23 protein-coding genes are annotated in these 25,756 nt (G+C 34.8%); 11 read left to right on the forward strand and 12 right to left on the reverse strand.

Annotation, left to right across the window (positions count from 1 at the left end):
* Positions 1-90 precede the first annotated feature (90 nt).
* Positions 91-1,851 (forward strand): hypothetical protein, encoded by a 1,761-nt coding sequence (locus V4538_14580; protein MES2382269.1) that lies wholly within the window; start codon positions 91-93, stop codon positions 1,849-1,851.
* Positions 1,852-1,929: 78 nt separating this feature from the next.
* Positions 1,930-2,922: a phosphotransferase gene (locus V4538_14585; GenBank protein ID MES2382270.1), complete on the forward strand. Its 993-nt coding sequence runs from the start codon at positions 1,930-1,932 to the stop codon at positions 2,920-2,922.
* A 5-nt stretch (positions 2,923-2,927) separates the two neighbouring features.
* On the opposite strand, the gene V4538_14590 is transcribed toward V4538_14585, so the two are convergent.
* The 3 genes from V4538_14590 to V4538_14600 all read right to left on the reverse strand — a co-directional run bounded on the left by V4538_14590 (position 2,928) and on the right by V4538_14600 (position 6,805).
* Entirely contained in the window at positions 2,928-4,265 is a 1,338-nt protein-coding gene (locus V4538_14590) for an AarF/ABC1/UbiB kinase family protein (GenBank protein ID MES2382271.1), read from the reverse strand.
* A 69-nt stretch (positions 4,266-4,334) separates the two neighbouring features.
* Positions 4,335-4,961, reverse strand: coding sequence for a TetR family transcriptional regulator C-terminal domain-containing protein (locus V4538_14595; protein ID MES2382272.1), 627 nt, complete (start codon positions 4,959-4,961; stop codon positions 4,335-4,337).
* A 95-nt stretch (positions 4,962-5,056) separates the two neighbouring features.
* Positions 5,057-6,805, reverse strand: a complete 1,749-nt coding sequence (locus tag V4538_14600) for a PAS domain S-box protein (GenBank protein MES2382273.1) — start codon at positions 6,803-6,805, stop codon at positions 5,057-5,059.
* A gap of 135 nt (positions 6,806-6,940) precedes the next feature.
* Here V4538_14600 and dnaG point away from each other — a divergent pair, with 135 nt between their 5' ends.
* The 3 genes from dnaG to V4538_14615 all read left to right on the forward strand — a co-directional run bounded on the left by dnaG (position 6,941) and on the right by V4538_14615 (position 10,778).
* Positions 6,941-8,878 carry a DNA primase gene (dnaG, locus tag V4538_14605; GenBank protein ID MES2382274.1) on the forward strand — a complete coding sequence of 646 codons (1,938 nt, stop codon included), beginning with the start codon at positions 6,941-6,943 and terminating at the stop codon, positions 8,876-8,878.
* Positions 8,879-8,921: 43 nt separating this feature from the next.
* Positions 8,922-10,151, forward strand: a complete 1,230-nt coding sequence (locus V4538_14610) for a hypothetical protein (protein MES2382275.1) — start codon at positions 8,922-8,924, stop codon at positions 10,149-10,151.
* Between the two features lie 87 nt (positions 10,152-10,238).
* Positions 10,239-10,778, forward strand: coding sequence for a hypothetical protein (locus V4538_14615; GenBank protein MES2382276.1), 540 nt, complete (start codon positions 10,239-10,241; stop codon positions 10,776-10,778).
* 105 nt (positions 10,779-10,883) lie between these two features.
* On the opposite strand, the gene gcvT is transcribed toward V4538_14615, so the two are convergent.
* From gcvT to hflX, 4 genes are all read right to left on the reverse strand, one after another.
* The gene (gene gcvT / locus V4538_14620; GenBank protein MES2382277.1) at positions 10,884-11,960 is read right to left on the reverse strand and encodes a glycine cleavage system aminomethyltransferase GcvT; all 1,077 of its coding nucleotides are present in this window, start codon (positions 11,958-11,960) and stop codon (positions 10,884-10,886) included.
* A 104-nt stretch (positions 11,961-12,064) separates the two neighbouring features.
* Complete coding sequence (locus V4538_14625; protein MES2382278.1) at positions 12,065-12,718, reverse strand: hypothetical protein; 654 nt, start codon at positions 12,716-12,718, stop codon at positions 12,065-12,067.
* A gap of 1 nt (position 12,719) precedes the next feature.
* The gene (locus tag V4538_14630) at positions 12,720-13,154 is read right to left on the reverse strand and encodes a hypothetical protein (protein ID MES2382279.1); all 435 of its coding nucleotides are present in this window, start codon (positions 13,152-13,154) and stop codon (positions 12,720-12,722) included.
* A gap of 78 nt (positions 13,155-13,232) precedes the next feature.
* On the reverse strand, positions 13,233-14,387 hold the full coding sequence (gene hflX, locus V4538_14635) for a GTPase HflX (protein MES2382280.1): 1,155 nt from the start codon (positions 14,385-14,387) through the stop codon (positions 13,233-13,235).
* 71 nt (positions 14,388-14,458) lie between these two features.
* Here hflX and V4538_14640 point away from each other — a divergent pair, with 71 nt between their 5' ends.
* The 6 genes from V4538_14640 to V4538_14665 all read left to right on the forward strand — a co-directional run bounded on the left by V4538_14640 (position 14,459) and on the right by V4538_14665 (position 21,973).
* Positions 14,459-15,964, forward strand: a complete 1,506-nt coding sequence (locus V4538_14640; protein ID MES2382281.1) for a hypothetical protein — start codon at positions 14,459-14,461, stop codon at positions 15,962-15,964.
* A 12-nt stretch (positions 15,965-15,976) separates the two neighbouring features.
* Entirely contained in the window at positions 15,977-16,963 is a 987-nt protein-coding gene (locus tag V4538_14645) for a DUF6427 family protein (protein MES2382282.1), read from the forward strand.
* Between the two features lie 3 nt (positions 16,964-16,966).
* Positions 16,967-18,310, forward strand: coding sequence for a prolyl oligopeptidase family serine peptidase (locus V4538_14650; GenBank protein MES2382283.1), 1,344 nt, complete (start codon positions 16,967-16,969; stop codon positions 18,308-18,310).
* A gap of 91 nt (positions 18,311-18,401) precedes the next feature.
* Positions 18,402-19,865, forward strand: a complete 1,464-nt coding sequence (cysS, locus tag V4538_14655) for a cysteine--tRNA ligase (protein MES2382284.1) — start codon at positions 18,402-18,404, stop codon at positions 19,863-19,865.
* Between the two features lie 23 nt (positions 19,866-19,888).
* Positions 19,889-20,908, forward strand: coding sequence for a M28 family peptidase (locus V4538_14660; GenBank protein ID MES2382285.1), 1,020 nt, complete (start codon positions 19,889-19,891; stop codon positions 20,906-20,908).
* 15 nt (positions 20,909-20,923) lie between these two features.
* Positions 20,924-21,973, forward strand: a complete 1,050-nt coding sequence (locus tag V4538_14665) for a glycosyltransferase family 9 protein (protein ID MES2382286.1) — start codon at positions 20,924-20,926, stop codon at positions 21,971-21,973.
* Positions 21,974-21,995: 22 nt separating this feature from the next.
* Here the strand turns inward: V4538_14665 and V4538_14670 are convergent, their stop codons facing one another.
* From V4538_14670 to V4538_14690, 5 genes are read right to left on the reverse strand one after another with little or no spacing between them, the layout of a single operon-like run.
* Entirely contained in the window at positions 21,996-22,769 is a 774-nt protein-coding gene (locus V4538_14670; GenBank protein ID MES2382287.1) for a metallophosphoesterase family protein, read from the reverse strand.
* 1 nt (position 22,770) lies between these two features.
* Complete coding sequence (locus tag V4538_14675; protein MES2382288.1) at positions 22,771-23,835, reverse strand: ArsO family NAD(P)H-dependent flavin-containing monooxygenase; 1,065 nt, start codon at positions 23,833-23,835, stop codon at positions 22,771-22,773.
* A gap of 12 nt (positions 23,836-23,847) precedes the next feature.
* Positions 23,848-24,918, reverse strand: a complete 1,071-nt coding sequence (gene arsB / locus V4538_14680) for an ACR3 family arsenite efflux transporter (protein ID MES2382289.1) — start codon at positions 24,916-24,918, stop codon at positions 23,848-23,850.
* A 14-nt stretch (positions 24,919-24,932) separates the two neighbouring features.
* Positions 24,933-25,400 carry a DUF6428 family protein gene (locus V4538_14685; GenBank protein ID MES2382290.1) on the reverse strand — a complete coding sequence of 156 codons (468 nt, stop codon included), beginning with the start codon at positions 25,398-25,400 and terminating at the stop codon, positions 24,933-24,935.
* A gap of 18 nt (positions 25,401-25,418) precedes the next feature.
* Positions 25,419-25,751: a metalloregulator ArsR/SmtB family transcription factor gene (locus V4538_14690; GenBank protein ID MES2382291.1), complete on the reverse strand. Its 333-nt coding sequence runs from the start codon at positions 25,749-25,751 to the stop codon at positions 25,419-25,421.
* Positions 25,752-25,756: the final 5 nt, after the last annotated feature.

A 25,756-nucleotide genomic window follows, 5' to 3' on the forward strand; every position in this document is an offset into this window, starting at 1 on the left:
TTCCTGTTAAGACGTAAATCTGTTTAATAAATGATACGCATCATTTATTAAACACGACTTTCACATCACCTTGCGGCTTTTATTACTGAAATGATTTCTAAAAAATTTAATGGACATAGCTTTCACATACCTGTTATGGGTATTGGCTTCACTATTGATTCTCCCATAAAAGTAGCAGCGTATGGTATATCCTCTACAATATCTTTGGTTGATGATATTTTAATGGAGAAAATGCGGGCCTTTTATACCGAACAGTTTAATATGCCTTTTGAATCTATTGATAATAGTGTGGAAGATTCGAGGGCAAAACGGATTACTGCTTACTTAAACATGGTTAATTCAATAGTCAAACAAAAGTTTGAGCAACTTAAACAGTCTGTTGCTGAAAAAGGAGGTGAGTTTGAAAAATACATGAATATGCTCCCTGATTATGCTGAAATAAAGAAGCAATTCAACCATTTTATGGAGCATAATAAAACCATTGATGAGTTAAAAAACTGGGCAAATACTTATTTACAAATGGGTAGCATTGATGTAAACATTATGACTAAGCTTGACAAAGAAAATTTATTTAAGCATGAAAAACTACCCGCTATTTATAACGATGCCCATGCAGCTTTACGTGGTTTTGCCAATAGCAATTTACATTCATCCATTGTACTTTCAGCAGGCTTAAATCCCAAACTCTACAGCTATTTTGAGCAATTGGATACATTCTTTCCTGATAAAAACGGAGACCTAAAAAAGAAGGTTATTTTAAAAATAAGTGACTATCGTTCCGCTCTAATTCAGGGCAAATTTTTAGCTAAAAAAGGTATCTGGGTTTCCGAATACAGGGTTGAGTCGGGACTGAATTGTGGTGGACATGCATTTGGAAATGATGCCTCATTAATGGGGCCCATTTTGGAAGAATTTAAACAAAAGAAACAGGAACTGATTCATACTATTCATGAAATATATATAGCGGCTTTGGCTGATAAAAAAAGATTTGTTCCTTCACAATCATTACCGGTAAAATTTACCGCTCAAGGGGGCGTTGGCACTGCCGAAGAACACCGGTTTTTAATTAACAAGTATGAATTGGATTCCATAGGCTGGGGAACTCCTTTTTTATTAGTGCCCGAAGCTACTTCTGTAGATAATGAAAGCCTAGATTTGTTATGTAAAGCCAAGGAAAAAGACTTGTATTTAAGCAATATTTCTCCTTTGGGTGTTCCTTTTAATTCTGTAAAAGGTAATACTAAAGAGATGGAAAGACTGGGGTGGATAGCTAAAGGCCGGCCAGGAAGCAGTTGCCCACGTGAATTTGCCAAACTAAATACTGACTTTACAAAAGAAGTTATTTGTACCGCATCCCGCCAGTATCAAAACTTAAAATTAAAATCGTTGCAGAAACAAAACCTGCCAACTGAAGAGTTAGATGCAGCTATGGATTTAGCTATGCAAAAAACTTGTTTATGTGTAGGTTTGGGAACCTCCGCTTTATTAGTAAATGGTTTAAGTACAAGAACGGAAGGTACAGGAGTTGCTATTTGCCCGGGCCCAAATATGGCTTATTACTCAAAAATAGTTTCGTTACAAACCATGTGTAATCATATTTATGGCAAAGAAAATTTGGTTGATAACCCCAACAGGCCTCACCTGTTTTTAAAGGAACTGGAATTGAACATAGATTATTACCATAACTTAATGAAAAGTTACTTAGCTAAGCCTAGTGATATAGTAAAAAAACAATTGAGTAATATGGTAACTAATTTAAACCATGGTATAGTGTATTACAGGGAATTGTTTAGTATGCAGCCTGCTATGACTAGTCAATTAAATGCTTATAAATTAGCTGTGTTGGCCTAATTGATTAACATTTAATAAAACCTAGCTTAAAATAGTCGCAACATTGTCTATTTTTACAGGCTAATTTCAATTCTAATCATGCAGTTATTTCCTGTTTCCAGTTCGATACTTTCCTCAGTACATTTAACCAGTTTTTTGCAAGAGCAGTTTAACTTTTCAAACAAAGCGAACTGTGGTTTAATTAAAGCAGGCGTTAACCATAACTATCTGGTACAGCATAATACAAACAAATATATTTACCGCGTATACTGTTACAACTGGAGAACCGAAAAAGAAATTTTAGCTGAAATTTCTCTACTCAATCATTTACAAAATAGTGGTATTGATATAGCCTACCCAATTGCAGACAAGGCTGGTAATTTTATACAAGTTTTTAATGCTCCTGAGGGTAAAAGATTTGGTGTTTTGTTTTCGTATGCAGAAGGTGAAAAACAATTTACTTACACTACAGAAACTCATTTTGCTATTGGTGCAAAAATGGCTCAAATCCACACGAAAACTACTGATTTATATCTAGACAGACCTGCATACAATGCAGAAACACTTTTAGTGGAGTCAATGCATATTCTAAAAGATTTTATTGCTTTAGAAACGGAAGAAATGAAGTGTATGCAAACTATGCAACATTACTTACTAAAGGAATACGAATGTGTTAACATTTCACAAATAAGAAAAGGCGTTGTGCATTTGGATATTTGGTTCGACAATTTACACATTGCTCCCAATAATAAAATTACCATCTATGATTTTGATTTGTGTGGAAATGGTTGGATTTGCTTGGATATAGCCTACTATATGATGCAACTTTATACGCTTGAGCCAGATGAAACAATTTATACAACAAAAATGGATGCTTTTATAGAGGGTTATGAATCGGTAACTAAAATAAGCGATGAAGAAAAACGTATTTTACCTATGCTCGGAGTGAGTTTATATTTCTATTACCTAGGTTTACAGTGTCAGCGTTTTGAAGACTACTCGAGCATGTTTATAAATGAAACTTACTTAAAAAGGTATATTGTGTTTAGAGTTAAAAAGTATTTCGATTACCACCAATTAGGATTAGCATGAACATTTTAAACCTTGGTACTTAAATGATAATCCATCAATGCCTTTTTCCAGTTTCTTTGCCCAGTTTTTACTTTAGCCCCCAATACGTTTAAAATACTATAAATACCAAAGTAAGTCCGATTAATATATAAAGCATGTTGCGAACCTCTACCCTCTTTACTTTCGCGCAATTCTTTCATGTTGGTTACTTCTTCACCTAGTGCATAAATGCTATCAATATATTCATTATTACTAAAATCAAATTCGTCAGTAGCAAATGGAGTACTAAGCAATGTGGTCATTTTAATAAAAGCATCTGTAATTACATCTTGAGTATGCTTATCATCTTTATCACTTACAATTTGTTGTTGAAGCATTATTCGCTTAATACTTTTTTGGCTTTTTAATATTTCGGGAACCAATAAAGCAAAGTAATTGTAATAAAAATCTTCTGGAATTTCCTTTACACACCCAAAATCAATCACACCTAAAGTTCCATCTTTTTGCATCAAAAAATTACCCGGGTGGGGGTCGGCATGCACTGCTTTTTGTTCATGCACTTGCCTATCGTAAAAGTCCCACATGGCTTGCCCAATTTGATTTCTTATTTCTTGACTTGGATTGGTTTTTAAAAACTCTTCTAAATGCAAACCTTCTAACCAATCCATTACTAACACTTTGTTACTGGAATATTCAGGATAATATTTGGTAAATTTTATATTGAGAATATTGGCGCAAAGCTTCGAAATTTCTTGGCTACGCTGTAATTCTAGGTCGTAGTTGGTTTCTTCTAAAAGCTTGCTTTCTACTTCAATTATGTATTTTTCAAACTCTTTTTCGCTTAAGCCAACCAATCTAAAAGCAATAGGCTTTACTAATTTCAAATCGCTTTTTATACTTTCAGCCACACCAGGATACTGAATTTTGATAGCCAGTTTACGCCCATCCTTTGTTGCTTCATGCACTTGTCCAATACTTGCAGCTCGGGTTGATTGCATGTTAAATGTATCAAAAATTTGTTGAGGTGTTTTTCCGAATTGTTTTACAAATGTTTGTACTATAAGTGGCCCAGAAAGTGGGGGTGCTGAATATTGTGCCAGTGCAAATTTATTTACGTAGGCTCTAGGCAAAACATTCTTTTCCATGCTCAGCATTTGGGCTACTTTTAATGCTGAACCCTTCAATTCACTCAGAGCATTGTATACATCCTCGGCATTGTCTTCGTGTAGTCTTTCTTTACTTATACTTGGATCAATTATTTTTTTTGAATAATGCTTAATGTAGTTTCCTCCTATTTGTGCGCCTGTTTTAACAAAACGCATAGCACGTTCTACTTTACTCGAAGGGATTGAATTTTGTTCCATAAATGGTTTTTTGATACTTGTTTCGTAATAGATTACTTAATTAGTTTTCACAATAATCTGTGACCCTTTTTATCTATTTTGAAATAGAAACTTTCCAAAATCCAACGCTGCATCTAGGGCTGATTTACCCATCAAATCAAATGCTAAATTTACTGACCGTTCAATTGATTCATCTGTTTTTTCAAACGACTTGCTTGTATCATTTAACCAAAAATTAAATACAAACAAAAAGTTTAACCATAATCCAGAAACGTATTTGTCATCTAAGTACTTTCGTTGCTCTATTTCTTTATTCTCAATAGCCGAAGATAAAAGCGGCTTCATTTTTTCGAGGAAAGATAGGTGAAGCTCCTTTAAATAAGCTGGCCATTTAGGTAGTGTACTCGTATCTCTTTGTTTTAAATAAGTTGCAAAACTCCTATAATTTTTTACTTCTTCAATAAAGCTAAAAAAAACTGACAATACTTTTTCCCTTGCAGAATAATTAATCCAGGGTTCGCTCTGAACGCATGATTCGAAAGCCTTCTCAAACCATACTTTATAAATATCAGCTTCTAAACTAGCCAAGCTAGCATAATGGTTGTAAAACTCTTTCTCCTCCATACCTATGGCTTTTGAGAATAAATAAACACTTTCGGGCGCTTTATTATGCTCTAGTGTATGTTCAATGTACTGCTTAATTATCTGTGAGTTCATAATAAATAGAACAAGGCTCTACTCAAATGGTTTTCTATATGCTTGTTTATTTGAATGACAGAAGTCAGCTATTCATTACACCTAATTAACTGATGTTACTCTTCTATCATAATAACCAACCTAGCAGGCTTGTCGCCTATAAACGACTCAAAACCATAAACATGCGCATTAAAAACAGAACTATCTTTTCTAACATGCCTCCAAACACCGCTATCGCTAAAGTTCTTTTTAGGTATACTAATAAAATCCAATAGTTTTTGCAGGTCTTCTTTGGGCCTAATATCTTGAATTTTTAAGTTTAAAAACTCTTCTTGGCTATAGCCATATTTTCTAACAGCGGCATTGTTTACATCTACAATTTTCAAACTTTCTATGTCATACATTAACATAGGTAGAGGGCAATTATAAAACAGCGATTTGTATTTTTCTTCTGAGCGCTGTAAAATTTCTTCACTGGCTTTTTTCTGGCTGATATCTCTAAAAAATACTGAAATTCCATTTTTTGAAGGATATAAATAACATTCGAGCCACACTTTTTTAGGCTCATAAAAAGCTTCAAAATGAGTGAACTGTTGTTCTGCTTTGGCTTTCAAAAAAACATCGTAAAAGGGTTTTGCTTGATCTTCAGAAAATTCATTCCATGCGGTTCTTCCTATACTATTATTGGGTGAGCAACCTAAAATTTCGCTAGCCTTTAAATTCATATAGGTATAAGACCAATCTGAGTCCATTTCAATAAACGCATCACTAATTTTTTCAAACATGTTACGCAATTCATTGCTTTTATCGCTTACCTGTTTTATTAATTTTTCATTCCCTTTTCTTAAGCTATCTTCTAAGTATTTACGTTCGGTTAATTCTCTGTGTGCACTCACGTAACCGGTAATATTTCCTTTGTCGTCATAAACCGCATTGGAGTGAGCCAATATAAAAATAATGTTTCCACTTTTGGTTACGGCCTCATATTCATCTTTATAAAAACCTTGTTGCTTTAGTAAGTTTACAGAGTCTTCATACAAATCTTTATTTAATCTGATATGCAATAATTGAGAAGGTCTCCTTCCTATAGCCTCAGCAGCAGTATAACCATACATATCAGTAGCCGCTTTGTTCCAAAAAACAATATTAAACTTATCGTCTGTTGAAAAAATAACATCGTTTACTGTATTAATTAACTTGGCTAAATACAGTACATCTTCTTTTGATTTTTTTCGTACTAAAAACTGTTTACGCTCCGTTAGTAGCAATAAAAAAAGCAAGAAAACAAACAATATAGTAATACCTTTTAATGAGTACTTTAAGTTATCGGACACTAAAACATTAATTGCTTTTCGTTCTATTAATAGTTCATTTTCTGTTGACTGCATTTTCTGTACTATCTGCCTGATATTATCCATTAAAGTATTGCCTTTGCCATTGCCTATATACTGAGAGACCGCATCTAAACTACTTTTGTTTTTAAGATTAATAATTGTTTTGGTATAGGCAATCCGCTGAATGACAGCATCAGTTAGTAAGGAAATATTTCTCTGCTGTTCAGTGTTATCGGAAGTTAAATTTTGAATACGAGCCAATGCTTCATATAAATCTTTTTCCGATTTTTTTAACAGTGCCAGGTATTCGTCTTTTCCTGTTAAAGCATAACCTCGCGACAGGGAGACATTATCAATAGAAAGGGTCAATAAATTTTGTGATTGATAAAGCACTTCATTGGTATGCGCAATACTCACTACAGTATCATTTATTTTGTTTGATAATTGAAAAGAGGCTAACGCAAAAAATATAATTGATAATAGTACCAGAGCTACAATTAAAAATAAAAGTTTATCACGCAACGTTTTCATACAGTAGTAGTCTATTTAATCATTAATATAAAGTTATTAATTATCAGGCAGTCAATAATAAATAAATTTAGAAAAAAACACCATTTAATTATTTAGGCAAACGAAAATAAATTCAAGTAGTATATTTACCGCCAATTGATTCCTCAAAACAAAATAGATGAAATAATTAATGCCGCTAATATTGAGCAAGTTATTGGCGATTATGTGCGTTTAAAACGTAAAGGTGCAAATCTATCCGGGCTTTGTCCCTTTCATAATGAAAAATCACCCTCTTTCTCTGTAAGTCCGGCCAAAGGCATTTATAAGTGTTTTGGTTGTGGAAAAGCGGGTAATGTGGTTAATTTTATTATGGAGCATGATAGCTTAGGCTATATACCTGCATTAAAGTTTTTAGCCGATAAGTTTAACATAGAATGGCCTCAACAGGAATTTGTAAATGTTGACGAGGAGAAAAAACAACGTGACGGGAAAGAAAGCTTACAAATTTTAAATAATTGGGCTAACGAGTATTTTCAAAAAATACTTTGGGAAAATGAAACAGGACAAGCAATCGGGCTTAGCTATTTTGAAGAGCGTGGTTTCAGGCACGATATTATTAAAAAGTTTAACCTTGGATTTAGTTTAGATAGTTGGCAAGCTTTATATGACGATGCCATAGCTAACCAGTTTAAGGAAGAATTGCTTTTTAGTTCGGGGTTAGTTAAACACAGGGAAGACGGAAAAAAATATGATGCTTACAGAGGCCGGGTTATTTTTCCTATACACAACATAAATGGAAAGGTAATAGCCTTTGCCGGCAGGTATTTAAAAAAAGAACCCAATAGCCCCAAATATGTAAACTCACCCGAAACACTGCTATACCATAAAAGTAATGAGCTATATGGTTTAAATTATGCTAAAAATGTAATTCGTCAGCAGGACTCTGTTTACTTGGTGGAGGGTTATACTGATGTGATTAGCATGCATCAGTCGGGGGTTGAAAATGTAGTAGCCTCCAGTGGCACTTCATTAACCGAAGGACAAATACGACTCATTAAACGTTTTACTGAAAATGTAACGGTACTTTTTGATGGCGATGCTGCGGGTATTAAAGCAAGTATTCGTGGTATTGATATGCTTTTGGAGCAAGGCTTAAATGTTAGGGTACTCACTTTTCCTGATGGAGATGACCCTGATAGTTACAGCCAGAAAGTAGGTAGTGATGAATTTAAAGTATACTTAGAAACGAAACGTCAGGATTTTATTGTTTTTAAAGTTAATTTACTTTTATCGGCTGCGGGTAACGACCCTATACAAAAGGCATCGGTAACGCGCGATATTGTTGAGAGTATAAGTAAAATACCTGATAGCATTAAACGCTCAGTTTTTGTATCGGAATGTTCGCGTTTACTACAGGTTGATGAACAGGTATTAATTGTAGAATTAAACAAACTACGCAAACAGTTTTTAAGTGATAAAGACCGTCAATACATAAGTGAATTACCGGAGCAATCAACAAACAATGAAAGTAGCTACCAGAATGATTTACAGGAAACGCTTGACGATGCTACTATATTTGATAGTCTGGAACAGGATTTAATCCGTATACTGGTTAATTATGCTGACAGAACATTAGAGGATAATAAAACTGCTGCGGCTTATTTATTAGAAGAATTAGTAACAAAGGAAATAGCCATCGAGCACCCTATTGTTAAACTAATTTTAGAAGAAACATATCTGGCTTTGCAACAAGGTGAAGTGGTGAGTGGCTCTTATTTTACCAACCATCAAAACCCGCTTATAACGGCTTTAACAGCCAGTGTTATTAGCAAAGAGTATATAATTAGCCCTAACTGGGAAAAAAAGGCTGAAGTAAATATGAGCTTGTTTTTTAAAAATATAAAACAAGATATTGATACAGCTATTCTTCATTTGCACATTAAATATATTGATAGGCTAATGAAGCAAAACATGAAAGTGCTTGAATCAATAGGAAATGAAGAGGAAGAACAATTACACCAGCACTTACATATGGACTTAATGAAACAACGCACTGAGCTTACTAAAAAAATTGGTGCTGTTATCGTAAAATAAACTTAACTACATTAAATAATTAATGAGGAACTTAATAACCTACATGAGATTATTTCTATTGCCCGTTATGTTACTTTTCGCAGGCTCAATTAACTCACAAAGTATTTTAAACGACAGCATCAGCTCTACAAACCAATTAAACGGTTGTTATAAACCTAATATTCTTGTATCACATCCTTTCGGACTATTTATTAGTAGAATTAACCATAACTTTAATGGGGCTCCTCCAAAAGTAATAAAGTTAAATATTGATTTGGGGAGTGCCAATGTATGGTTGCCTGAAGTAAAAGCATACAGACCTAAAGACCCTGCGGTAATGGAACATCTTAAACTATTCCCTTGGCATAAAAGGGATTCTGTATTTCAAGCTTTCCCACAGAATTACGACTCTAGCGTATTTTCTGCTGATGGGGTTATAAAAACCTTTGATATTAATGTTAGACTCCCCTTTTCAAAAAGTATTGAACTGGCGGTAAACATGAGGAGCTTTTTATTAACCCAAGGTGAAATGCCCTTTTCTATTTTAACCAATGATGAATTGATAGAATTTTTTCATAGTAAAATAGCTGGAGGTGAAGACCCTTTTGCTCGCAAAAGTTATGGTTTAAATAAGGCTAATATTTACTACCAAGATTTAAAAGGTAATACTCTACAAATAAAAAATGGTCAATTTGTAATACCCGGCATTCAGTTTAATTTATTTCATTATCTAAAATGGAATTTCCTTCGCAAACATCAATTACTATTCAACAGTGGTTTGCATATTGGTTGTAATACGTCCGTGTATAACCGTTCATTAGATTTAGGTGCTTCTGCAGCAATACAAAAACAAATAAAAATACGAAAGAAAAACGCGCTTACATTTGCTTTAGCTGGAAGTATTCTAAAGCAAAAAGTTATTGATATAAACTCTCAGGCAGCCTTTAGTAGTAGCCCTTACTTCTTTGCTTATGAAACAATGTTTGAATACCGGAAACAACTGGAAAAAGGTAAATTCTGGCAAATTGGTTTAAACTTTTATTATCAAAGCGCATATAATAATGAGGAGGATTTTGACCAATTAACCCCAATAGGTAATAGAATAAGTCCACATTGGCACTTAGCACTTACACACCTTTATCGCAATAACCAAAACTGGTCTTTGATTAGCTCCTATGGTAACAAATGGATTTGGAGTTTTTACTTAAACGAAGACTTCAAGGTAAACAATGCCCCGGATATCCAAACTGGTATTGCCGTTGAAATACCCATTTCATTTAAAAAAATAAATTAAATACTGTATTCTTTATAAAGTATATGAACAACTTAAATTTTGGCAAAGTAATTGTATGGTAGGTTTTAAAACCTAAAACATACTTTTATGAAAACGAAAACCATCATTGTGCTATTGGCTTTTATAGCTTGCTTATCTGCATGTACTCCTAAAGTTGCTTTTAACGAAGCCCTCAGAAACAACCTCGATTTAAAATCAATAAAACCTGAAAAGCTACAATTTTATATTGACCGCAATGTTGATTTACGAAGGGAAGCAGCCTCTAATACTACTAAAATAACATCCGGCAAAATTGAATTATATAAAGGCAAAAATGTTCAAATTTTAAGCATTAAAAACCTTACTCCGGGTATATGCATACGCAGCACTGACTCCACGCTTGACATAGCTTTTGAAAACAACAACGATTTATTTTTACAGTTTAAAAAAGTTAAAACGGTGGAGTCTGATGTAAAAATATATATGCTCAATACTTTTAAGAATGAAGAAGGAATTGTATTTGTTAACTATGGTGGCAATAGTTATCAGATAGAGAACTATGCTGCTGAAGCACAAATATTAATTAAAAGAAAGGTGGCTAATAAGGAAAAGGTAAACATTAAAAATATAAAAGGCCGTATACTTTAAGGTTAATTGATTAATACTTTAAGCTAATACCACTTCAATACAAAAAAGCCTTACTTATTTTCTCAATAAGTAAGGCTTTGGCTTAATTAATTTTAGACTATTTGCTTACAAAAATGGCACTTTAACCACTTTAGCTTTTATCAATTTCTCTCTTATTTCAATATAAATTTCTGTATCGGCTTTGCTATGGGCTGCATCTACGTAACCCATACCAATGGCTTTGTTTAAGCTTGGTGATTGTGTACCTGAAGTTACTTCACCTATGGTATTACCATTGGCATCTTTGATAACATAATGCTGACGAGGAATACCTCTGTCTATTAACTCAAAACCAACTAATTTTTTGGTAGCTCCATTTTCTTTAATAGCTTTATGATGCTCGCTCATGATAAATGGTTTGGTAAATTTAGTAATCCAACCCAAACCTGCTTCTATCGGGCTTGTTTCATCGTTTATATCATTACCATATAAGCAGAAACCTTTTTCTAAACGTAAGGTATCGCGGGCACCTAAGCCAACCGGCATAATATCAAACTCTTTTCCTGCTTCAAATATGGCATCCCACATTTTTTTAGCATCTTTATTCCATACATAAATTTCAAATCCGCCTGCACCGGTATAACCCGTGTTTGAAATAATTACATCTTCGCAACCAGCCATAGTACCACCACAAAATGTATAATATTCCATAGCGCTTAAATCAACATCAGTTAATTTTTGCAATGCTTTAATGGCATTAGGACCTTGTACTGCTAATAAGCTTAACTCATCGCTTATGTTTTGCATGTCTACACCAAATGTATTGTGTTGGCTAATCCAGTTCCAGTCTTTTTCAATGTTTGAAGCATTTACTACCAAATAGTATTCATCCTGACTCCAACGGTACACCAATAAATCATCGACTATACCGCCTTTATCGTTAGGTAAGCAACTGTACTGTACTTTACCATCAGTTAACTTTGAAGCATCGTTACTTGTTACTAATTGAATTAAATCCAATGCCTTTTCGCCTTTAAGCACAAACTCGCCCATGTGGCTAACATCAAAAACCCCCACTGAATTGCGAACAGCTAAATGTTCCTGAATTAAATTGGTATAAAGTACAGGCATATTGTAACCTGCAAACTCAATCATTTTAGCACCTAAACCGGCATGCAAATCATTTAAAGCAACGTATTTCATTTATGAATTATTTTTAAGTTATGCTGGCGAAAATAGCATAATACTTTAATTTTTTACTATGACCAGTAAGTTTATAAGCATGACTTTAGCTAGATAAAAAATACCTAAAACTGATAACCAACACCAATACTGGCATTAATAAACAAAGCCCCGCCTCTACCCATTCCCGGAGAAAAATAAGGTAGACTGTAGGCTTCTTTTTCATCTACGTTCATAGATGAGTACAAGGGATTATCCTGATGCAGGAATTTAGAACCTGACGACCCTTCGAAATGAAGAAATACTTTTTTATGGACTTTTACTATGATGCCCAAGGCTAATTCTAAACCTATGTTAAAATCATTGGTCTGAAATGTTTGACTGTAAGTGTCCCATACTTTATCTTTAAATTCTGCCGTTAAGTTTTGATTGGCATAAGAAAATATAACATTGGGTCCAATATATATAACCGCACCTGAAAATTTGTGGTAGGCGGCTAACCCAATTTTACCAAAGCCTCCATTTACTTTATATACGGCATTCCCTACGCTGTTATCATTATTATAGTTAACAAAACCCAAAGCCATGGTTGGCGCAAAACCACTTTGTTCTGCCAAATGGAAATACTTGAGCTCAAACCCGGCTGACCACTCAAAAATACGGTAATTCAACGATAACAAATCAGTACCAACGGTATCGTATGGTATTGACTTTTTTGATTGAGCAAATGAATTAAACCCAACAATAAAAAACAGTAGTATGATAATACTTTTTTTCATGTTAGTTAAGTCTTAAAATATATCGCCCTGAATTTATGCTACTAACGGGTTTACTTCCTGTAACAACTAATCCTTTCGCAAGGCGTTCCATTCTGTTATTTTCGCCCCAACAACCTTTATTATAAGCTACTGGCCCCCACTTGTAAGTAAAAGTAACTGTATCTGTTCCATTGGCATGGTTTATTGTAAACTGCGTTTGCTCTGCCCTCGGGTTTAAAGTTAAATCAGTTGCCGTATCGGTAGCTACCTGTTGTACATAATCGGAACCAAGCCACTCTATGGTATTAATTTTTACGTTGATGTAATTATTGTTTACATCTTTGACCTGCACTATAAGCGTATATTTACCGCTACTTCCTGGCGAGTAATAATCGTCCTTGCAACATGATTGAAAGATACTAAGCAGGATGAATATGTAAGCTAACTTTTTAAACATGTTTTAAGCGTTATAGATACAAACATAAAATCATTTTTTAATTATTTTATGTTCAGGCATTTAAAAAGCCTCTTATATTTAACTAATCAATTCAATAATTTTTTTCCTCAACTCATCAATGTTCACTTTTTTAGTGGCTGAAATAAATATAACCTGTCCGTTTTCTTTGGCCATCCAGGTATTTTTCAAGCGTTCTATATAAGTTAACTGTTCCGTATCTTCACCAAAAGGATCATCTGGTTGAAGCGGTTCTTTTAATTGATCTATTTTATTAAAAACCAATAATTGTTTTTTATTACTTGCCCCTATTTCAAGCAAAGTACTATTTACCAAATCCAACTGATCTTCAAAATTTTCGTGGCTAATATCTACTACGTGTAACAATAAATCAGCTTCGCGCACTTCATCTAAAGTTGATTTAAAACTCTCTACTAACTGATGTGGGAGTTTTCTTATAAAACCAACGGTATCGCTTAATAAAAAAGGTATATTGTCAAATACTACTTTGCGTACTGTACTATCAAGCGTGGCAAACAATTTATTTTCCACCAGCACTTCGCTTTTGCTCAGCAAATTCATAATGGTTGATTTACCTACATTGGTATAACCAACCAGAGCTACACGTTTTTTCTCATCCCTATTTTGCCTGCGTGTTACTGATTGTTTGTCAATTTGCTTTAACTTTTCTTTCAGCTTACTTATTTCGTCACGCAACAAACGTCTGTCTGTTTCTATTTCTGTTTCTCCGGGACCACGCATACCAATTCCACCTTTTTGTTTGGTTAAATGGGTCCACATACGGGTTAAGCGAGGTAATAAATATTGTGCTTGTGCTAATTCAACCTGGTATTTGGCTTGTGCCGTACTTGCCCTGTTGGCAAAAATATCGAGTATTAAATTGCTTCTGTCTAATATTTTTATTTTTAACTCCTGCTGAATATTGCGCAGTTGAGAAGGACTTAGCTCATCGTCAAAAATAACAATATCAATTTCGCGTGCGGTAACATATTCCAGTATTTCAGCCAGCTTACCCTCGCCCACATAAGTACGTGAACTTGGATGTGGTAAACGTTGTAAAAATTGCTTTTCAACTACAGCTCCCGCTGTTTGTGCTAAAAATTCCAATTCGTCAATATATTCCTGAGCCTTCTCTATTTTCATATTGGGGGTAACAACACCCACCAATACTGCTTTTTCCTGAGGTTTTGCTGTATCGTAAAGTTTTTTTGCCATTTAAGTAATCATCATTTTTAAAATCGGTCATTTTGTTAATTTGCAATCCAATTTTAAAAGGTTGCAAAATAATGCATAAACACACACTGCTTTACATAATTAGTATTTTTATTTTAACAAATGTTACAATTGGTCAAACAATTGAATTTGGACAGGGCGTTAAACTAAAAAACAGGAACAGCTATTCGCAAATAATGGGCAGTAATGAGTCGGGCACTTATTTAATCAGGAGTAAAGACAATGCTTTTAGTAAGGACGTTAGTTTGGAAAAGTACAATGCCAAGCTAAACCTGGAGTCGAGCAAAGAATTTGAATTGAGCATTCCTGCCGATATTTTAAAATTTTTTATGATTAACCAAAGCATCTATGCTTTTATTGCGGCCAAAAATAACAATACCAAAAACCTTGATTTTTTAGTACAGAAATTTGATTTAGGCGCCAACCAAATAGGCGGTATGATATTACTTGCCTCGGTTGAAGAAGAGCTCATAAGTGCTAAAAGCGATATTGGTATAAGGCTAAGTAGCAACAAAAAATATTTTAGCCTTAGTTTGTTAAGCCGCGATAAGGACAAAGAAAAATCTGTTTTTTACCTGTATGGATTTGATTTGGAGCTGAACAAAATATACAATAAAACAGCAACCATTAATTTTCCGTTGGGCGATATTGAAAGCAGCTCCCGTGAGAATGATAATGATGGCAATTTTTTTGTTATTTTAGATTTTCCGAAATCATATAACAACAAAAGAAAAACAGAACTACGCAACTTTGTGCTGTACAGTTATTATAAGGATAAGGATGAATTGTTAACTTACGAAATTAACAAACCCAATACTACAGATGTGAATGAAAACAGCATTAACAGTTCTGACTATTATATTGACGATGTTGGCTTTTGCATTAACAGTGTAAAAAAACAATTATGCATAACCGGTTTTTATGGCAGCGAAAAGGAAAATACAGTAAAAGGTTTTTTCTTACAAAGTATTGACCTAACTAATAACCAGGTATTGCAAAATGTTATCAATGCCTCTTCGTTAGAAACCTTGCGAGAACAACTTTCATTCAGCAAAACCATGGACCTAAACGACATGTATATAAGAAAAATTATTGCCCGCAGCGATGGTGGTTGTTTTATGATTGCTGAAAAATATTTTTTAACACGTCAGTCATACACTTATTATATCAATGGTTTTCCGCAAACCAATACACGCACCGTTTATAATTATAATGATGTGATGCTTTTAAGCATCAATGCCGATGGTTCATTACAACACGGTGCAGTAGTAAAAAAAGAGCAGCAATCAGTAAGTGATGGTGGTTATTATTCATCGCTCAGTAATTTTATAAACAACGATGCTATTTATACTTTATACAATAACGATGTAAACCAGGAAGGCGATTTACAAATGAGTAAATTTGATGTATTGGGCAAAAATGAAAACAAAATATTGGTGAAAGCCATCAATGCAAGTTTGTTAATGATACCTGCTGAAAGTAAACAAATTTCGGCCAACTCGTTTTTGGCTTGTACCATTCGCGATAAACGTTTTACTTTGATGCGTGTTACTTTTTAATTCTATAAAACCTTGCTGAACTTATTCCGAAACAATAACATATTTGCTTTAATATTTGCACTACTTTTTTTAGTATTACTCAGGTTATCGCCTTTTTTACAAACACTTCCTATTGATTTAAATACGAATGCTCCGTTAGCTCAGTTTTTGTTTGATTGGTTTAAATCATTTAACGATTATTATTATTTCAGTATTATAAGTGCCAGTGTTTTGGTTTTTGCACAGGCATGGTTGCTTAACCACATCGTTGTTCAGCATAGTATTTTAATTACCGATACTTTTCTACCCGGCCTGCTATTCATTGTACTAAACAGCTTATACCCTGCTCAAATGTTTTTGAGCCCGCAGTTAATAGCCAATTTGTTTATTATATTTATGTTTCAGCGTTTGTGCTTTTTATATGAAGCAGAAAAACCTTTGTATTTTGTGTTAGATGGTGGTTTGTATTTGGGTATGGCCGTATTGCTTAATTACGATACGTTGATATACTTACCCTTTATCTTAATCAGTGTAGTGTTAATGACTTATTTCAATATACGTTACTTATTGGTTTCAGTATTTGGTATTTTATTACCGCTTTATTTATTGGGTGTAACCTTTTTTATGTTTGACAGTTTAAATGAGTTGCAAATAATTGTAAACAACAGCTTGCAACGCCAATATATTAACGAGCTAAGCATTAACTGGAGCAAAATTTTCCCATGGATTTTAGTGGCTGCAGTAGTGCTAATTTCGGGCATATCATTACAGGCAAACTATTTTAAAAACAAAGTAAAAACACGCAGGATATTATTTACTGTTGCGCTGTTCATTATCATTTCATTTTGCATTGTAGTTATTGAAGATCATAACATTGTTTTTGCATTGTGTTATTTAACGGTTCCTACCAGTATTGTTATGGCCAACTACTTTATCAGCAAAAAACTATTCTACCTGAAAGAAGCTGTATTTTTTTCACTCATTATAGCCTCGGTGCTATACCAATACATTATTCACTAACAAATGAATCACTTTATAAAAGCATTTATTACGCTACTTACACTAGTAATAGCCATACCCATTTTTGCACAAAAGAATGAGCCTAAAGCTTTATTAATGACTGACAATACCATTCAGTTTTTTAAAACAGAACAATATGAAACTGTTTATAATACAGGTGATTCTATTTTCAGACGCAGGTCAACACCCGACAGGCTGCAAAGTGTATGGGAAAGTTTAGCAACTATTAACGGTGAACTAAAAGAAGTGGGCAGTACCAAATATAATTTTGTTGATACCTTACACATAACCACTACCAAACTTAAATACAAAAACGGAGCCGTTGGTTTGCGCTTGATTTATACTTTAAACTGGGAAATAGCCGGGCTTTTTATTGTAGATGCAGAACCCATGTACAGCATACCTACTTATGCCAATACGTTCGGCTTTTACGAAATAAGAATTCCTTTTGGTGGCGATAAATATAAAGGCGAAGCTATATTGACGGTACCAATAACCGAAAAAAAATATCCTTGTGTAATTATAGTTGGGGGCAGCGGCCCTGTAGATAAAGATTTAACTTTTGGACCCAATCGTATATACAAAGACTTTGCTTGGGGGCTTGCCAACAAAGGGGTGGCTTCATTGCGTTTTGATAAAAGAACCAAGGCCTACTTTGGTAAAATAATGGAAGCGCATAAGGCTGGAAGTTATTATACCATTGAGCAGGAATATTTAGAAGACATACAAACTTTGGTTAATCGCTTAAGTAAAAAAACACAAATCAACCCCAATAGAATATACCTGATGGGGCATAGCCAGGGAGCTGGTTTAATGCCATTACTATTGAAACAAAATAAAAAAGTAGCCGGTGGTATTATGTTAGCTGGAAACTATAGTAGCTTAACAGATTTAATGCTTTATCAGTTTGATTATTTAATGCCCCTGCAAGCCAAAACAGCAGCCGATACTGCTGCATTTGAAAACTTAAAAAAGCAAGTTTTATTGGCACAACAACCCAACTTAGCCAAAACTACGCCTAACGATAGCCTTCCGCTAAGCTATCCGTTTAGCTACTGGAATTACCTAAGCAAACTAGACTTACATGCCATGGCTTTAAAAAACAACAAGCCTGTATTAATATTACAAGGACAACGCGATTATCAGGTACCATTTTCCGAGTATAAAAAGTGGGAAACACTTTTAAATGGTAAAACCAATTACATGTTTGCTTCGTTTGAAAAGCTGAATCATTTGTTTTTAGAAGGCACAGGTAAATCAACCCCGGCCGAATACTTTACCAGGAGCAATGTGCCGGAATATGTAATTGATGAAGTAGTGAAGTGGATTAATGCCCAACCCAAGTAATAAACGGGCTATATAAAGTCATTCGCCAATCCATAAAAAATCAAAAAATCTCCAAAACAGATTACCTATATTCGCCATTTAAAATTTTAACATGGCATCTAAGCTTTCTTTATACAATACTTTAACCCGAACCACCGAAGAATTTAACCCTATTTTAGCCAACCATGTGGGCATGTATGTTTGCGGCCCTACGGTTTATAGCAATGCGCATTTAGGCAATGCACGCACCTTTATTTCATTCGATGTGATATTCCGTTACTTTTTACACTTAGGTTATAAAGTACGTTATGTTAGAAACATTACCGATGCAGGTCATTTGGAAAGCGATGCAGATGAAGGCGAAGATAAAATAGCAAAAAAAGCAAAGCTGGAGCAATTGGAACCAATGGAAATAGTACAACGCTATACCATTGATTTCCGTGAAATGATGCGTATGTTCAATGCATTGCCACCAAGCATTGAACCAACAGCTACCGGCCATATTATTGAGCAGATTGAAATGACTAAACAAATTTTAGCCAATGGATATGCTTATGAAACAAATGGCTCTGTTTATTTTGATGTAGAAAAATTTACCAAAGAATATAATTACACCATTTTATCAAACCGTAATCTGGATGAGTTGTTGAATAACACCCGCGATTTAGACGGACAAAATGAAAAACGTGGTCGTTTAGATTTTGCACTTTGGATAAATGCCAAACCTGAACATATTATGAAATGGCCTAGCCCTTGGGGTGTTGGTTTTCCGGGATGGCATTTGGAATGCTCAGCTATGAGTAGTAAATATTTGGGCAATGAGTTTGATATACATGGTGGCGGAATGGACTTAGTACCTACACACCATACCAATGAAATAGCACAAAATTTAGCTTGCCATAAAACACAACCTGCCCGTTATTGGATTCATACGAATATGTTAACCGTAAACGGACAAAAAATGAGTAAAAGTTTAGGTAACTCCTTTTTACCACACGAATTGTTTAGTGGCTCACATAAATTATTAGAAAAAGGATACAGTCCAATGACAGTACGCTTTTTTATGTTACAGGCACATTACAGAAGCACTTTAGATTTTAGTAACGAAGCATTGCAAGCGGCTGAAAAAGGTTTTGCCCGATTAATGAATGCCTGCAAATTGGTTAGCGAGTTAAAAGCAAGCCAACAAACCAGCATCAATATAGCTACACTAAAACAAAACATTTACGATGCGTTAAATGATGATTTTAACACGCCTATTGCCTTAGCACATTTGTTTGAAGTAGTGCGTATAGTTAACTCTATAAACGATGGTAAAGAAAGCGTTACTGAAAGCGATAAAGAAGCATTGCAAACCCTTATGCACAGCATAGTATTTGATGTATTGGGCTTACAGGCAGAGCAGGCAGAAAACACTGATAAGTTGGACGGTTTAATGCAAATGATTATTGAACAACGCAACACTGCTAAAAACAACAGAGACTTTGCAACCAGCGACAGCATACGTAACAAACTAAAAGAAATTGGTTTTGAAATTAAAGATGGTAAAGAAGGAACCACTTATAGTATCAATTAATAACAACATTCTTTCCTGAAAAAATGAAACAACACAATCAATACATATATATATTTATAAGTTTAGTAAGCAGTGTATTGTTGCTAAGTGCTTGTGGTAATGAAACACCACCAAGTACCACCAAACAAACCGATACGGCTACCACACAAGCTACCGGCTACCAACAGGCTTCGCCCAACTTTAATGCTGATTCGGCTTATTACTTTGTACAAAAACAAGTTGATTTCGGGCCACGTGTAACAGGCACCAAAGAAAGTATTAAATGTGCAGCCTGGTTAAGCCAGCAGTTTAAAAACTATGGTGCTAAAGTAACCGAGCAAAAAGGACAGGTAACCAATTGGGCTAAGAGTAAATTAAATTGTATAAACATTATTGCACAGTTTAACCCTGAAGCAAAAAAACGTATATTGATTACTGCGCATTGGGATAGTCGCCCTGTGGCCGATAACGACCCTGTGGAAAGCAATAGAACAAAACCTGTATTGGCTGCTGACGATGGTGGCAGTGGCGTAGCGGTTATGTTGGAAATAGCCAGAGTTATTAAGCAAAATAAACTAAACGGAATTGGTGTTGATTTAATTTGTTTTGATGCGGAAGATTGGGGAAATCCATCGGCTGAATTTCAAGATGCCGATACCTATTGTTTAGGTACGCAATACTGGGGACAAAATATAGTGCCACAAAACTACACAGCTGACTTTGCGATTAACTTAGATATGGTTGGTGGTAAAGATGCAAAATTTATCTGGGAGCAACACAGCATAAACCAGGGCGAAAATGTATTGCGTAAAGTATGGGAAAAAGCGGCTTTATTAAACTATGGTAATTTCTTTTATTACTACCAATACGGACAAATAACTGACGACCATTTTTACGTTCATAAATACACCAAAATTCCGGCTATTGATATTATAAACTTTAATAAAGAAACCGGCTTCCCTGCTTGGTGGCATACAGTTAACGACAATATGAGCAATATTGACAGGGCTACTTTAAAAGCTGTTGGTCAAACCGTATTAGAGGTTATTTACACCGAGAAATAATTACCTGGATTTAGCATGAAATTTTTCAGTTTTACTTGGAAAGAAAAAGCTGTTTACGCAGCCTCTATGTTGCTAAGCAAAGCTGTTAATGCTAATAAAAATATAAGCACTTACTCGCCTAAACGTATATTGTGTATTAAGCTTGATGAAATAGGCGATTTATGTTACAGCCTGCATGTGTTTGATTTATTAAAACAAAACCATCCTGAAGCAGAAATAACATTGTTATGCAAACCTTTTGCATTGAGTTTGGTGGAGCATCATCCGGGTATTGATGTGGCTACACATTCATGGAACGATTTAACTGGTTACTACGATACGATTATTGATTTAAGAGGCAACTGGAGAAGCATCAGGTATGCTGCAGCACACCAACCAAAAGTAAGGTTAGACAGGGGCATGGTGCGCTTTGCCAATATGCGTGCAGGCAAACACCCGCACGAGGTATTTACCAATTTGCAAATTATAACACCTTTACTAAAAAATATACCTGCAAACCCGCAACCTGAAATATATGTAGGCCAACAAAATATAGAAAAGGTAAAGCAGTATTTGCAAACACATCAGTTAAATAACATAGCCCTATTTCATACGGGAGCACGCAAGGAATTAAGAAAATGGCCTGCTGATAACTTTGCTAAACTGGCTGTTTATTTAAAAGAAAAACATCAGCTCGATATTCTTTTTACAGGCGATCAATCTGATATAAAAAGTATTGAAAACATACAACAGCATATTCCTTTTAAAACTTACAATACTGCCGGCTTATTTAACTTAATTGAGTTTAGCGCTTTAGCCAAACTAAGCACTTTGTATGTAGGTAACGAAAGTGGACCTTTATGTATAGCCACCGTAAGTGGTGCTACTGCGCTTGGTTTATTCGGACCGGGTGAACCTTTTGTATTTTATCCGTTTGGTAAAAACACTGCATATATACACCATGTATTGGAATGTAATCCGTGTAACCAAATTACCTGTGTGCATCCAACTAATCCATGTATACAACGTATAAGCATTTCAGAAGCACAGTTGGTCTGTGCGGAGTTATTGGCTAAAATTTATTAATACATTGTTTATGTATGTATTGCTAATACGCTTTGCGTAACATATCAGCATAAACATTAGGCAAAATACTTTCTTCTACAGCCTTTGCTGCTTTTTCAACATCGTAAGCCACTCGTATAAACTCCACTTGAATACTGTCTTTATCAAATTTGCTACTATTGTCGTTTAGGCTAATCATTACATAACAGCCTCTTGGGTCTCCATCTTTTGGTTTACCTATGGAACCTAAATTGATAGCGTGGCGAAATGCCTTTTGTCCATCTTTATCATATTCGAAAATACGGTGATATGGTTTGTGTGTATGCCCGAAAAACATAAGGTCTGCATTAGAAGTTTCCATGATACGCAGCATACTTTTTTCTTCACGGTCTTCAAATAAATATTCGTTTATTTTTCGTGGACTACCGTGAACCATCAATAAAAATAACTGGTCATTATTGAGTTGATGCTCTACTTGAATATGTGCAGGAAGTGTTCGTAAATAATGGCGTTCCTCAGCGTTTACTAACTGATTTGTTAACGCAATTGACTGAACACCCATTCCTTTTTCTTCGTCTGTTTTATAGGCACAACCACAGTCGTCTGAAGTTCTGCCAACACCAAAATCATAATTTCCGGCAATGGTTGGAATACCTCTTTTTCTAATTTCATTTATTACTTCATTAGGCCAAATATTATAGCCTACCAAGTCCCCTAAACAATAAATCGCATCGGGTTTTGTAGTTTCAAGGTCTTTAAAAAAGGCTTCCAATGCAGGAAGGTTTGCATGGATGTCGCTGAATAATGCAATTTTCATTTTATGTATTTTTTGATTTTAAAAATTCTTCAATTTCTTGAATTGTTTGTTTCGAAGTTCTGTTTAATCCTACAAGCGTTGCGGAAGCGTACCCTGTCCAACCGCCATAACCAACCAACCACAACCCATCTACATCCAAAGACTTACTTTCTTTGGTATTGGCAATGCCTCTTTCATCCGTTTTTATCAACGATTTCAAATAGGAAGTATCATAACCAAAACCGGTACACCAAATGATGGCATCAAACTCCTCTTGCTCGCCATTATCCCAAATTACACCTTTGTCATAAAGTTTGCTGAATGTTCCACTTGAAACTAATACACCCCTTTGGCGGGCTTCTTTAACAGGCGGAACCATAACTATATTTCCTAAACTGTATTGCGATGCATCAAAAGGTTTTCCTTCCTGTTCTGCTTTGTATTTTGCGGAGGCTACATTAAACAAGTAATATCCATCTACTTCGTCAGGTAAAAATTCAGGTTGTTTTTTAGTTGACCATTTTACCGTAGTAACCTTTGAAACTTCGGCAACGATTTGAGCTCCTGAATTACCTTCGCCTACCACTAATGTTTTCAAACCTACAAAATCATGGGGCTTTTTATAGTTTCCGGAGTGAATTTGGATGCCTGAATATTTTTCTATCCCCTCCACTTTTGGAATGTATGGATTGCCCCAAGTTCCTGTTGCGGAAATAACTGTTTTGGCATAGAAAATACCATTGTCAGTATAAACCTTAAAGCCTATTTCTTCTTTTGTTATTTTGCTAATTTCTACGCCTCGTCTAACATTAAGTTGATAATGCGCTTCATACTTATTTAAGTAATCAATCACTTCTTGTCTCAGGGGAAATTTATTATTTGATTTTGGCATTAACCAACCAGGTAGAGAGCTATAATCTGCCGGAGAAAAAAGGGTTAAACTATCCCAAGCATTCAGCCAAGCACCACCAGGGTTTTGCTGTTTATCTAATATGATGAAATTGACTTTAGCTCTTCTGAGATAATAGCCACATGCCAATCCGCTTTGTCCACCTCCAATAACAATGGTATCAAAAATTTCTTTCATTGGTTAATTGAATTATTGGTTTTCTGTGAAATATTTTTTTCTATACCAAAAAGCAACATTAACTAAAGCTATTAATGCAGGCACTTCAACCAAAGGCCCAATTACCCCTGCAAAGGCTTGTCCGCTATTAATACCAAATACACCAATGGCTACTGCAATGGCTAATTCAAAGTTGTTTCCTGTAGCAGTAAAAGCAATGGAGGTGCTTTTTGAATAATCTGCACCAAAATACTTTCCAACAAAAAAGCTAACAATGAACATGATTACAAAATAAACAACGAGTGGAATAGCAATCCGCACCACATCCATTGGAATTTGAACAATGAGTTCGCCTTTTAAACTAAACATAATAACTATGGTAAATAGCAAGGCTATTAAAGTAATTGGGGAGATAACAGGAACAAATTTATCCTGAAACCATTGAGTTCCCTTTAATTTTATAAGTGAATATCGGCTTATAATACCCAATGCAAAAGGAACGCCTAAATATATACCTACACTCTCGGCAATTTGACCAATGCTTATGTTTACCTCAAAACCTTTATAGCCAAAAATGGGAGGAAGAATTGTTATAAAAACATAAGCATAAACACTGTATAAAAGTACTTGAAAAATACTATTCAATGCTATCAATCCTGCTGCGTATTCTCGGTTCCCATCAGCTAAATCGTTCCAAACAACTACCATGGCAATACAACGGGCTAAGCCAATCAAAATTAAGCCAATCATATATTCCGGATAACCTTGCAGGAATATTAATGCTAAAAAGAACATAAGTATAGGGCCAACAATCCAATTTAAAAACAATGAAGCGCCCAGCACTTTTGTGTTTTTAAATACTTCTCCCATCTGTTCATACTTTACCTTGGCAAGCGGTGGATACATCATTAAAATTAATCCAATGGCTAATGGGATATTGGTTGTTCCACTTGAAAAAGAATTGATAAAACCACTACTTGACGGAATAAAATAACCTATGGCAACACCCAAAATCATTGCTATAAAAATCCATAAGGTTAAAAATCGGTCTAAAAAACTTAGTCTCTTTCTTTCTACTACTGGTGCACAATTATTTGCTGTCATATTTTATCTATTTATTAACAGCAGTTACCGCCCGGTTTACAAGTATTTTGGGCTGTCATTTCAGCTAGATTTACTTTTAGTTTATCTGTCGGAATTCCGCAACTGTCAGAAGCCAAACAAGCTGTTTGTTTTGACACCAATACAAAGTTTTTTCCATTAAAGTCTAAATCGTATTTACCAATGGTGTCTGACTGATACTCCACTTCAATTTCTAAATCTTCCATGCCCAACTTATCCTCTGATAGTTTAATAATATTAAGCAGTTTTGTTGGTTTCAAACGGTGGTCAAAATCGTTTGCATCCCACAACTGAAAGTTGGCTACTTTCTCATTTCTTATGGTGCCACCACAGTCAATAAAGTGTTTGCTTACTACACCAATTTCGGTAACATGAAAATGTTCAGGAACTAAAGTTCCGTTTTGAAGTTCAAAGTTTACTGCCTCTGCAGTACTTAAGTATTTTTTTATGTCTGATAATTTCATTTTATGTTTATTTTTTAGTTAACAACAATTGTTTTTCTTTTTTTCTAACTTGGTTGAAATGGCTCCGAAATAGTTTTGCAGTTTTTGTAAAGCCTTTTCATCAATACAGTAACAAATAGCGTTACCTTCAATATTGCCTTTTATAAGTCCAGCATTTTTAAGTTCCTTTAAGTGCTGCGAAACTGTTGGCTGTGCCAATGGAAGTTCATTTACAATATCACCACAAATGCACGCATCTACTTTTATTAAATACTCTAAAATGGCAATCCGTGCAGGATGTCCTAATGCCTTTGCAAGTGTTGCAATGGTGTTTTGTTTATCTGTAAAATGCTCTGTTTTGGTAGTGCCCATTTCTT

The sequence above is a fragment of the Bacteroidota bacterium genome (genome assembly GCA_040388375.1).
Taxonomy (GTDB): domain Bacteria; phylum Bacteroidota; class Bacteroidia; order UKL13-3; family UKL13-3; genus JAAFJM01.